10 protein-coding genes are annotated in these 10032 nt (G+C 72.2%); 3 read left to right on the forward strand and 7 right to left on the reverse strand.

Annotated elements, in window-relative coordinates:
* Nucleotides 1-43: 43 nt before the first annotated feature.
* On the reverse strand, nt 44-730 hold the full coding sequence (locus ACFU6K_RS19290; RefSeq protein WP_380664541.1) for a response regulator: 687 nt from the start codon (nt 728-730) through the stop codon (nt 44-46).
* The gene (locus ACFU6K_RS19295) at nt 730-2325 is read right to left on the reverse strand and encodes an ATP-binding protein (protein WP_380664543.1); all 1596 of its coding nucleotides are present in this window, start codon (nt 2323-2325) and stop codon (nt 730-732) included. The genes ACFU6K_RS19290 and ACFU6K_RS19295 overlap by 1 nt, the downstream gene beginning before the upstream one ends.
* Before the next feature lie 311 nt (nt 2326-2636).
* On the opposite strand from ACFU6K_RS19295, the gene ACFU6K_RS19300 reads away from it, so the two are divergent.
* From ACFU6K_RS19300 to ACFU6K_RS19310, 3 genes are read left to right on the forward strand one after another with little or no spacing between them, the layout of a single operon-like run.
* Entirely contained in the window at nt 2637-3446 is an 810-nt protein-coding gene (locus ACFU6K_RS19300; protein ID WP_049650781.1) for an ABC transporter ATP-binding protein, read from the forward strand.
* On the forward strand, nt 3436-4353 hold the full coding sequence (locus ACFU6K_RS19305) for an ABC transporter permease (protein WP_380664545.1): 918 nt from the start codon (nt 3436-3438) through the stop codon (nt 4351-4353). Before ACFU6K_RS19300 ends, ACFU6K_RS19305 begins: the two co-directional genes overlap by 11 nt.
* A gap of 35 nt (nt 4354-4388) precedes the next feature.
* A complete protein-coding gene (locus tag ACFU6K_RS19310; protein WP_380664547.1) occupies nt 4389-5450 on the forward strand; it encodes an ABC transporter substrate-binding protein in 1062 nt (353 codons plus the stop codon).
* A 65-nt stretch (nt 5451-5515) separates the two neighbouring features.
* Here the strand turns inward: ACFU6K_RS19310 and ACFU6K_RS19315 are convergent, their stop codons facing one another.
* From ACFU6K_RS19315 to ACFU6K_RS19335, 5 genes are read right to left on the reverse strand one after another with little or no spacing between them, the layout of a single operon-like run.
* Nucleotides 5516-6418, reverse strand: coding sequence for a sucrase ferredoxin (locus tag ACFU6K_RS19315; RefSeq protein ID WP_380664549.1), 903 nt, complete (start codon nt 6416-6418; stop codon nt 5516-5518).
* Nucleotides 6419-6456: 38 nt separating this feature from the next.
* Nucleotides 6457-7194 carry a hypothetical protein gene (locus tag ACFU6K_RS19320; protein ID WP_380664551.1) on the reverse strand — a complete coding sequence of 246 codons (738 nt, stop codon included), beginning with the start codon at nt 7192-7194 and terminating at the stop codon, nt 6457-6459.
* Nucleotides 7195-7211: 17 nt separating this feature from the next.
* Nucleotides 7212-8273 (reverse strand): hypothetical protein, encoded by a 1062-nt coding sequence (locus ACFU6K_RS19325; protein WP_380664553.1) that lies wholly within the window; start codon nt 8271-8273, stop codon nt 7212-7214.
* Between the two features lie 12 nt (nt 8274-8285).
* Nucleotides 8286-9554, reverse strand: coding sequence for a hypothetical protein (locus ACFU6K_RS19330; protein ID WP_380664554.1), 1269 nt, complete (start codon nt 9552-9554; stop codon nt 8286-8288).
* 27 nt (nt 9555-9581) lie between these two features.
* Nucleotides 9582-9833 carry a hypothetical protein gene (locus tag ACFU6K_RS19335; protein ID WP_380664556.1) on the reverse strand — a complete coding sequence of 84 codons (252 nt, stop codon included), beginning with the start codon at nt 9831-9833 and terminating at the stop codon, nt 9582-9584.
* Nucleotides 9834-10032 lie beyond the last annotated feature (199 nt).

The following is a 10032-nucleotide window of genomic DNA, read 5'->3' on the forward strand; positions in this document are numbered from 1 at the left end:
GGTTCCCCCCTGTCCGGGCCCGGTCCAGGCGTGACCGGTACGGCTACGCTCGGGCCGCCAGGCCGTAGCGGTGCTCCGGGCGGCCGGTGTCGCCGTACCGCAGGGTCAGCCGCAGCCGGCTGTCCCGCTCCAGCTGCTTGAGGTAGCGCTGCGCGGTGGAGCGGCTCAGCCCGGTGGCGTCGGCGACCTCCTGGGCGGAGAGCGGCCGGCCGGCCCTGCGCAGGACGCCCATCACCAGGTCGGTGGTGGGCGCCGAGTGGCCCTTGGGGAGCGGCCCGGCCGGGGCGGCGGCGCTGCGCAGGGTCGCGAACAGCCGGTCCACCTCGTCCTGGCCGGCCTCCCGGGCCGGGGCGGCGAGCGCGTGCCGCAGCTGCGCGTACGCCACCAGCTTCTCCCGCAGCCCGGCGAAGGTGAACGGCTTGACCAGGTACTGGAGCGCGCCGTGCTGCATCGCGGCGTGCACCGTCGACACGTCCCGGGCGGCCGTCACCATCATCACGTCGCAGGCCACCTGGCGGTCCCGCAGCCGGCGCACCAGGGCCAGGCCGGTCTCGTCCGGCAGGTGGTGGTCGAGCAGCAGCAGGTCCACCGGGCGGCGCTCCAGGGCGGCCAGTGCCTCCCCGGCCGAGTGCGCGGTGCCGGTCACCCGGAAGCCGGGGACCTTGGCCACGTAGGCGGCGTGCACGTCCGCGACCCGGAAGTCGTCGTCCACCACGAGTACGTCGATCATCACGCCTCCACGAGCTGGGTGGTGAGCAGGGCCTCGGGCAGCTCGACGGTGAACCGGGCACCGCCGAGCGGCCCGGTGTCGAGCACGATCCGGCCGCCGGTCCGTTCGACCAGCCGCCGCACCATCGCCAGCCCCAGCCCGCGCGGACGGTGCGCGGGCGCGTCCTTGCTGGTCCACCCCTCTTCGAAGACCTGCTCGCGCAGCTCCTCCGGCACGCCCGGGCCGCTGTCCGCGACCTGTAGCAGCAGCGTCGAGCCGGCCGCCGCCAGGCTCACCTCCACCCGGCCCCCGCCGCCCGCGGCCAGCGCGTCCACCGCGTTGTCGATCAGGTTGCCGAGCACCGTCACCAGCGCCCGGGCGTCCACCACCGCGTCCGGCAGGTGCGCGGCCGGGGCCAGCGCCAGCCGCACCCCGCGCTCGCCCGCCACCGCGCTCTTGCCCGCCAGCAGCGCCGCCACGTGCGGGTCCTGCACCTGCTCGGCGATCCGGGCCGCGACCACCGCGTGCGAGCCGGACTGCTCCGAGATGAACGCCACCGCCTGCTCGTGGCGGCCCAGTTCCAGCAGGCCCAGCAGGGTGTGCATCCGGTTGGCGTGCTCGTGGTCCTGGGCCCGCAGCGCCTCGGTCAGGCTGCGGGTGGTGTCCAGCTCGCGGACCAGCGACTCCAGCTCGGTGCGGTCCCGCAGGGTCACGACCGCGCCGCCCTCGGGCGTGGCCGTCCGGTTGACCACCAGCACCCGGTCGTCCCGTACGGCCGGCAGGTCGGCGCCGGCGATCCGCCCGGCGAGCACGTCCGCCAGCCGGCCCGGCGGCAGCACCGCGCCGATCGGGCGGCCGGCGCAGTCCTCGGGCAGGCCGAGCAGCCGGAACGCCTCGTCGTTGGCCAGCCGGATCCGGCCGTGCTCGTCCAGCGCCACCATGCCCTCGCGGATGCCGTGCAGCATCGCCTCCCGCTCCACCAGCAGCGCGGAGATGTCGGCCAGCGCGATGTTGTGGGTGCGGCGCTTGAGGCGGCGGGCCAGGAGCAGGGTGGCGAGCGTCCCGGCGGCCAGGCCGGCGCCCGCGCAGAGCAGGATGCCGGTGAGCATCTTCAGCAGCCGGCGGCGGATCGAGTCGTCGCTGATGCCGACCGAGACCTCGCCGACGATCCGGCCGTCCGCCATCCGCAGCGGCACCTTGCCCCGGGCGGTGCGGCCCAGGGTGCCCTGCTGGATGGCGGTGACGCTGCGGCCGCTGAGGGCGGGCTCCGGATCGGTGCTGACCCGCTGGCCGATCCGGCCCGGGTCGGTGTGCGAGAGCCGGATGCCGTCCAGGTCGGTGACCACCACGAAGCTGGCCCCGGTGGCGAGCCGGATCTGCTCGGCGTTGCGCTGCGCGGCCACCACGTCGCGGCCGGCGGCGGCCCGGGCGATGTTCTCGTCGGTGGCGGTGGCCTGGGCGATCGACAGCGCCCGCTGCATCGCGTCGTGGTCCAGCTCGCTGCTGACCGGGGCCAGGAACAGCCCGGCGGTCACGGCGGTGACACCGACGGTGACGACGGTCTGGCTCAGCAGCAGTTGGGCGAAGACCCGGCGGGGCCGGCGGGGGAGCTTCATCCGGGCCTCCTCTCGGCGGCTGCGGGGGAATCGGGTGTCCGGGAGCGGGGGTGGGGGCGGGAGCGGAGGTGGGGGCGGGGACGGGAGCGGAGGTGGGGGCGAGGGCGGGGTGGGGGCGCCTCCGGTGGGTGGGGTCGGGACACCCTATGTTTCCGCGGTGTTTCTGTCAGCCGCGTCCCCGCAGTTGTAGCGCAAGCAAAACGAGCAGAACACCCCTCTATGCGGAGAAGTCGCACTACGCGAAGAAGGCTCCCGCCGGGGCCGGGCCCGCTCCTACCGTTCCGGGGCAAGCACAGAACCGGGAGGAATGCATGACCGAGACCCCGGCGATCGAGCTGACCGGCGCGACCAAACGCTTCCGCACCCCCTCGGGGGCGTTGCACACCGCCGTCCGCGATCTCGATCTGACCGTCGCCCAGGGCGAGTTCGTCGCCGTCGTCGGCCCCACCGGCTGCGGCAAGTCCACCACGCTGACCCTGGTCAGCGGCCTGGAGGAGCCCACCGAGGGCGAGGTCCGGGTGTACGGCGAGCCCGTGCGCGGGATCGACCCGAAGGTCGGCTTCGTCTTCCAGCAGGACGCCGTCTTCCCCTGGCGCACCGTCCTGTCCAACGTGATGGCCGGCCCGCGGTTCCGCGGCGTGCCCGCCGCCGAGGCCAGGGAACGGGCCCGGGACTGGCTCGGCCGGGTCGGCCTGGCCGCCTTCGAGGACCGCTACCCGCACCAGCTGTCCGGCGGCATGCGCAAGCGCGTCGCGCTCGCCCAGACCTTCGTCAACGACCCGGCGATCCTGCTGATGGACGAGCCGTTCTCGGCGCTGGACGTGCAGACCCGGGCCCTGATGTCGGACCAGTTGCTGGAGCTGTGGGCCGGTACCGGCTCGTCGGTCGTCTTCGTCACCCACGACCTGGACGAGGCCATCGCGCTCGCCGACCGGGTCGTCGTCATGACGGCCGGACCGGCCACCGTCAAGGAGGTCTTCACCGTCGACCTGCCGCGCCCGCGCACCGTGGAGGCCGTCCGGCTGGAACCGAGGTTCGTCGAGCTGTACCGCGAGATCTGGGCCTCGCTCGGCGAAGAGGTGCGCATCACCCGGGAGAGAGGAGCGGGTCGTGCCGCTTGAGACCGCGTCCGATTCCGTGCCCGAGTCCGTGTCGGGAGCCGCGCCGGGAGCCGCGACGGCCGGTGGCGGGAAGCCCCCGGCCGTCACGACGAGGACCGAGGCCCGCGAACGGGCCGCCCGCAACCGCAGGCTGGTCGTCTACGGCGCCCGGGTCGCGGTGCTGCTCGCCTTCCTCGGGCTCTGGGAGGTCTGCGCCCGCACCGACGTCATCGACCCGTTCAACTTCTCCCAGCCGTCGAGGATCTGGGACCAGATCTGGCAGTGGGTCACCCACGGCACCGCGCAGGGCTCGCTCGGCGAGCAGATCGGTTACACCCTGTACGAGGCCCTCGCCGGCTGGGTGATCGGCGTCATCGGCGGTGTGCTGCTGGGCATCGCGCTCGGCCGGATCCGCTTCCTGGCCGACGTGTTCGGGCCGTACATCAAGGTGCTCAACGCGATCCCGCGGATCGTGCTCGCGCCGATCTTCCTGATCTGGTTCGGCCTCGGCCCGGCCTCCAAGGTCGCCTCCGCGGTGGTGCTGGTGTTCTTCCCGGTGTTCTTCAACGCCTTCCAGGGCGCCCGCGAGGTGGACCGCAACCTCGTCGCCAACGCCCGCATCCTGGGCGCCGACAACCGCAGGGTCACCCTCCAGGTCGTCATCCCCGCCGCCACCACCTGGATCTTCACCAGCCTGCACGTCAGCTTCGGCTTCGCGCTGATCGGCGCCATCGTCGGCGAGTACATCGGCGCCACCAAGGGCCTCGGCCTGCTCGTCGCGGCCGCCCAGGGCACCTTCAACGCGGCCGGCGTGTACGCGGCCATGACCATCCTCGCCGTCGTCGCGCTGCTCACCGAGGGGCTGCTGACCTTCGCCGAGAAGAAGCTGTTCCGCTGGAAGCCCGCCGACGCGGGCGACGGCCGCTGAACCTCCCCCGCCCGTCCGAAGAGAGGCCCCCACCCATGCGCAGACCCGCTGCCGCCGCCCTCGCCGCCCTCCTGCTCCTCCCGCTCTCCGCCTGCGCCAACGACGCCGCCACCGCCGGACACGGCGCGGTCGCCGCCCCCGCCGGGCAGCAGGTCGACGGACCCAAGGTCAAGATCATGGTCGGTGGCCTGGACAAGGTCATCTACCTGCCCGCGATGCTCACCCAGCGGCTCGGCTACTTCGCCGAGGCCGGCGTCAACGTCGAGCTGATGACCGAACCGGCCGGCGTCAACGCCACCACCGCGCTGCTCGCCGGGGACGTCCAGGGCGCCGTCGGCTTCTACGACCACACCATCGACCTCCAGGCCAAGGGCAAGAAGGTCGAGTCCGTGGTGCAGTTCGCCCAGGCGCCCGGCGAGGTCGAGGTGGTCTCCGCCAAGCAGGCCGACGCGATCAGGTCCGGCGCCGACTTCAAGGGGAAGAAGCTCGGCGTCACCAGCCTCGGCTCCTCGACCGACTTCCTCACCAAGTACCTCGCGGTCAAGAACGGCACCGCCGTCAGCGAGTTCAGCCCGATCGCGGTCGGCGCCGGCCAGACCTTCATCGCCGCGCTCCAGCAGGGCAGCATCGACGCCGGGATGACCACCGACCCGACCGTCGCCGCCGTCCTGGACAAGGGCCTCGGCAAGGTCCTGTACGACATGCGCACCCCCGAGGGCTCGCGCGAGGCGCTCGGCGGGCTGTACCCGTCCTCGTCGCTGTACATGAACACCGACTGGGTGGAGAAGAACAAGGACACCACCCAGAAGCTCGCCAACGCCTTCGTGAAGACCCTCATGTGGATGTCCACCCACAGCCCCGAGGAGATCGCCGCGAAGATGCCCGCCGACTACGCCCAGGGCGGCGCCGAGCAGTACGCGGCGGCGATCAAGGCGACGCTGCCGATGTTCACCACGGACGGCGTGATGCCGCCCGACGGGCCGAAGACGGTGCTCTCGGTGCTCGCCGCGTTCCACCCGGACGTGAAGGGCAAGGAGGGGTCGATCGACCTGGCGAAGACGTACACCACGGAGTTCGTCGCCAAGGCCGCCGGCTGAGCCCCGCCGCCGACGGCGGTCCCGCGCCCACCCCCACGGGCGCGGGGCCGCCGTGCCGTCGTGCTTCAGACCCCTCGTACGGACAGCACGTCCATCCGCGACGGCGTCCCCGCCGCCTTGCCACAGCTCTCCGGACGCGCCGGCTCGCTCACCGCCTCGATCACGTCCACCTCCCAGGACCGGCCGTCCCGGTGCAGCACCGTCACCAGCCAGCGGCGCTCGCCGTCCGGCCGCTGGACGAGCGTCAGCGCGTCCACCCCGGTCTCGCCGGTCGCCAGCCGCACCGCGTGCTCGGCCGCCTGGCCCGGACGCTCCCAGCCCGAGCAGCCGCGCGACCACTCCGGCACCGTGTGCCCGGCCGCCGTCGCCGCCAGCACCTCCTTGGCGGTCTCCGGCGTCAGCCGCCCGTACGCGTAGCCGTACGGCAGCACCAGCATCGTGGGGGAGAAGCGGTGCCCGCCCAGGTGGGTGACCTCCCACACCTCGCTGTGCCCGGCCGCCGCCAGCTCCGCCGCGAGCGGACGGCCCAGCAGCGCGCAGCAGCGGTCCCGGCGCCCGTTGGTGCACACCAGGGCCACCGGGCCGCCGACGTGCTCCGCGCCGAAGCCGCTGTGGTCCCCGGCGCCCAGCGCCGCGAAGTCCAGGCCCAGCAGCTCCGCCGGATCCGCCACCGCCGCCCGGCGCACCCAGCCGCGACCCGGCACCGTGTGCGCCACGATCACCTCGTGCCGCGCGGTCGGCAGGCAGTCGGCGTGCCGGCCCGGCCGGCGGATCAGCGCCACCCGCACGCCCGTCCCGGCCGCGGCCGCCTCCAGCGCCCGCCCGACCGCCGCGTCCAGATGGCTCTCGCCCAGCGCCTTCGCGCCCCACGGCCCGTTCTGCTCCACCAGCAGCCAGGTGCTCGCCACCGCCGCCGTCGCGGCCAGCGGTTCCGAAAGTTCACGCGACACGGTCGCACAGGTGCTCACTCCGGCAAGGCTACCCTCAGCTGATCACCCGGACGCGATCACCCGAAGGCGGCCCTCACCCGCTGCGCGACCTCCTCGTCCACCGTGTCGTACAGCGGCTCGGAGACGGTCGGGAGGTCGGCGAACTCCAGGTGGATGCTGCGGACGACGTCCGCGAACAGCTCCGAGTACAGCACCCAGTCCTCCGGGCAGGGGGTGCTCAGCTCCAGCGAGAGCAGCTGCGACTCGTTCGGCAGCGGCAGGTGCACCTGGATCACCGAGGTGGTCAGCACCCCGTCGACGAGCGGGACCGCCAGGCCGTCGAGCGGGGTCGACCCGTCGTCCACCGCCGTCGCGACGGCGTCGATGACCGCCACCGCCCGCCCGGCCGGCAGCTCGACCGCCGTCACCTCCGCCTCCGGACGGGACAGGGCCAGCCGGGTGAGCAGGAAGTCCACCGCGCCCGGGTAGTCGGTGCCCTCCAAGGGGCACAGCGAGGCGGTGATCGTGGCCATGCTCGGCCGGCCGTCCACGTCCACCAGGCACATCCCGGCGTGGATCACCCCGGCCTCGGCCATCGACGGGATCAGCCCGGCCAGCGTCATGGCCCAGGTCGCCCGGTCCTCCTCGGGCCGGGAGGCCAGTACCTCGCAGACCATCTCCCAGAGCTCCTCCGCCACCTGCTCCTCGGTGCCGAACACCGGGATCTCGTGGAAGGCGGGCGGGACGATGAAGCGGATCTGGAGCGGCGTGTCCTCGGCCGGAGCGGGACGGTCGGCTGTCGGGGTGCCGGACATCGGGCCTCCCACGGAGCTCATGAGGGTTTGCGGATGCGGTTGCGGACGTCCAGCCAGGACGGCGGGACGGGGACCGGGACGCCGTACGAATGGGCCTCGACGAGCAGGTCGAGGTAGGCGTTGGCGCGCTCGCGCAAGCCGGAGCGGCGCCACGTCCAGAGCTCCTTCAGCGCGGGGAGGACAGCGAGCACGCCGATGGCGATCAGTCCGATCCCCAGGGAGGTGAGCTGTCGGCGGTACCCGGCACCGGCGGGGTCCATGCCCATGGGAGCGACGATCATGCCGGCGACCACCGTGAGGACGAATGTCCTGCCCCACACGCTGATCCGCCTGCGGGACCGCTTCACGGCGGTGAGCAGCCCCCGGACGGCCTGTTCGTCCAGGAAGTCGACACCGTGCGGAGCACCGAGTTCGCGGGACCGGCCGGCCAGGGCCCAGTGGCGCGCGAGTACGGCGGTCGGCAGTACCGGGAACTTCGGGTCGATCACGGCGTCGGCCGGCCACCACGAGGTCGGCTGCGCCACGGCCGGCTGAGGGGGAGCCGGACCGGTGGGGGACGCGCCCCGGGCGGTTGCCGACTGCGGAGGTGGAGCGGCCGTGCCCTCCACCCACGAGGCCCGCTCGGCGGCGGTTCCCCACTCAGGCGGGATCCTGACCGTCAGCCCGGCTCCCCGTGCCCGGTTCAACAGGCCGACGTAGGTGGTGAAGTGCACGGAGGCGGTATTCTTCTCCGTCTCCCAGGACATGCCGTACAACCCGATCCAGATACCGACGGGAATCGCAAGGATCGTCGCCACCAGGCCGGCCACCTGCTGGGCCTCAGCGGGCGAGCTCATCGACGTGCCGAAGAACACGGCGCCCGCGATCCCCCCGATGATGAACAGACCGGCCAGTTCGGAGTACCAATCCTGCTGGTCCCGCATCCGCAGGTGCTTGGCCACCACATCGCGGGCCACGTGGTCGTGCAGCAGGTTGATCCCGTAGAGCGTCTCGGCCCGCCGTGCGGCCTCGGCCACCTCGGGCACCGCGGCCATCCGTCCGCCTTCGGCGGGGAGCGTCACATGGAGGTCCTTCGCCATGGGTCTCTCCTCTCAGCCGACGGCGTTCAGGAACGGGGCGGACGCGGGACGGACCGTGGGCTTCGCGAGTGGCCCGGGAAGCACGACGCGCTGGTTCGCGCTCTTTCTCTCCATCGCTTTGTCCACTTGCTTGTAGATGCCGTGGGCGATCGAGGCCGCCTTTGCCCCGGCCGTGACCTTCGCAGGGTCGAGCGTGGGCCGCAAAAAGGTGATGGCCCTGGTCGACAGTGGATTCCTGGCCATGGTGAGTGCCGTGTTGCCGGCGCCCGCGGCTCGCGCGGTGAAACCGGATCCCTTGGCCGCCGCCACTTCTGCCTTGAGATTCCTGATCGGTGCCACGACCAGCTTGTTGACGAGACCGCTGCCCGGGATCTTGGTGAGCGACTTTCCGGCGGTGGCGAATCCCTTGATCGCCCCGATGCCGGGGATCACGCCCAACGAATCCAGTCCGATGGTCAGCCACGACACGTCCTTGCCACGGAGCTTGGCGATACTGTGACCGCTCAGCGCGCCCGCGCTCGTCAGCACGGCCGCGACGGCCAGCACCGGGCCGAACGGGGTGAACAGCGCGGCGATCGTCAGCCCGGCCGAGATCATCGACAGGATGTCGGCATGGTCGGACAGGAAGTCCAGCGACTTCTGCCAGGCCTTGTTCACCTTGTCCAGCATCCGCTTGAACAGGCCCGGGTCCGGCGGGTGGTGGCGGGACGCCTCCACGATCGCCTTGGCGGCGGCCTCGGCCTTGTGTCGGTGGTCCTCCAACTGCTTGTGGGCGCGCTTGATGACCTCGTCGAGCTGGTGGTGGCAGCGGGTGCTGGCCTCCCGGGCCGCGTCGAACTGCGCCTGGGCGCGGTTGATCACGTTGTCGGCGGTCTGCCCGCCGTTCTGCGCGTAGCCCTTCAGGGTGTTGCCGAGGGAGGTGACCTGGCCGTCCGTGTCGGCCAGCCGCGCGCGCAGCTCGACGGCCTCGGCCTCCATCGTGCGGCCGGTGGTGATCATGCCGGAGAGCTGGGTGTGCCAGGCCTTGAGGGCCCGCGAGCAGGCGGCCATCGACTCGTGGCCCTGGGTGAGGTACTTGGGTAGTTGGCCCAGCTTGTCGGCGAACTTGCGGGCCGCCTCGCCCTCCCAGGCTCCGCCGTCGGAGCCGATGCCGGCGAGCGTGCTCCGCAGTTCTTCCAGTTCCCGGGCGACGGCGTCGACGTCCGCGTACATCTTGGCGATGCCCGCCAGGTCCCCCGGGGCCGGGCAGAAGCCGAGGCCCGGCCAGTTCTTGTCACTCATGGTGGATGTCCCCCGCTGCTGGTCGGATCAGGTCGCGCCGTAGGCCTTGGCGACGCCTTGTTCGTTGTCCGAGTAGGCCTTGAGCGATTCGTCCAGGCCCTCGTGGAGGTTGTGGGCCAGCTTGCCCATCCGACCCATCGCTCCGTGCCAGTGGCGTTCGAAGCCCAGGCAAGCCGAGTCGAGCCACGCGTTGCCGGTCTGGCGGGCGATCCCGGCGTTCTCCAGGCTCTTGGCGACCGTCTTCATGCGCTTGGCACATTCATCGAGCTGCTTGGACACCGTTCTCATCCGATCCATGTCGATCTTGAATTGATCGGCCAACTCCCCATCCCCCCAAGGATTGTGACGAGGTGTCGAGCACACCTGTTCGGTGAACCTAACCCATGGGAGGGCAAAGTTCGGGCCATGACCGGGAATTGGAGACCGCCGTTCCGCAATCCCGGCCGGCCGGGCACGAAAAAGCGGAGGGGCACCGGAC

The sequence above is a fragment of the Kitasatospora sp. NPDC057512 genome, assembly GCF_042802135.1.
Lineage (GTDB): Bacteria > Actinomycetota > Actinomycetes > Streptomycetales > Streptomycetaceae > Kitasatospora.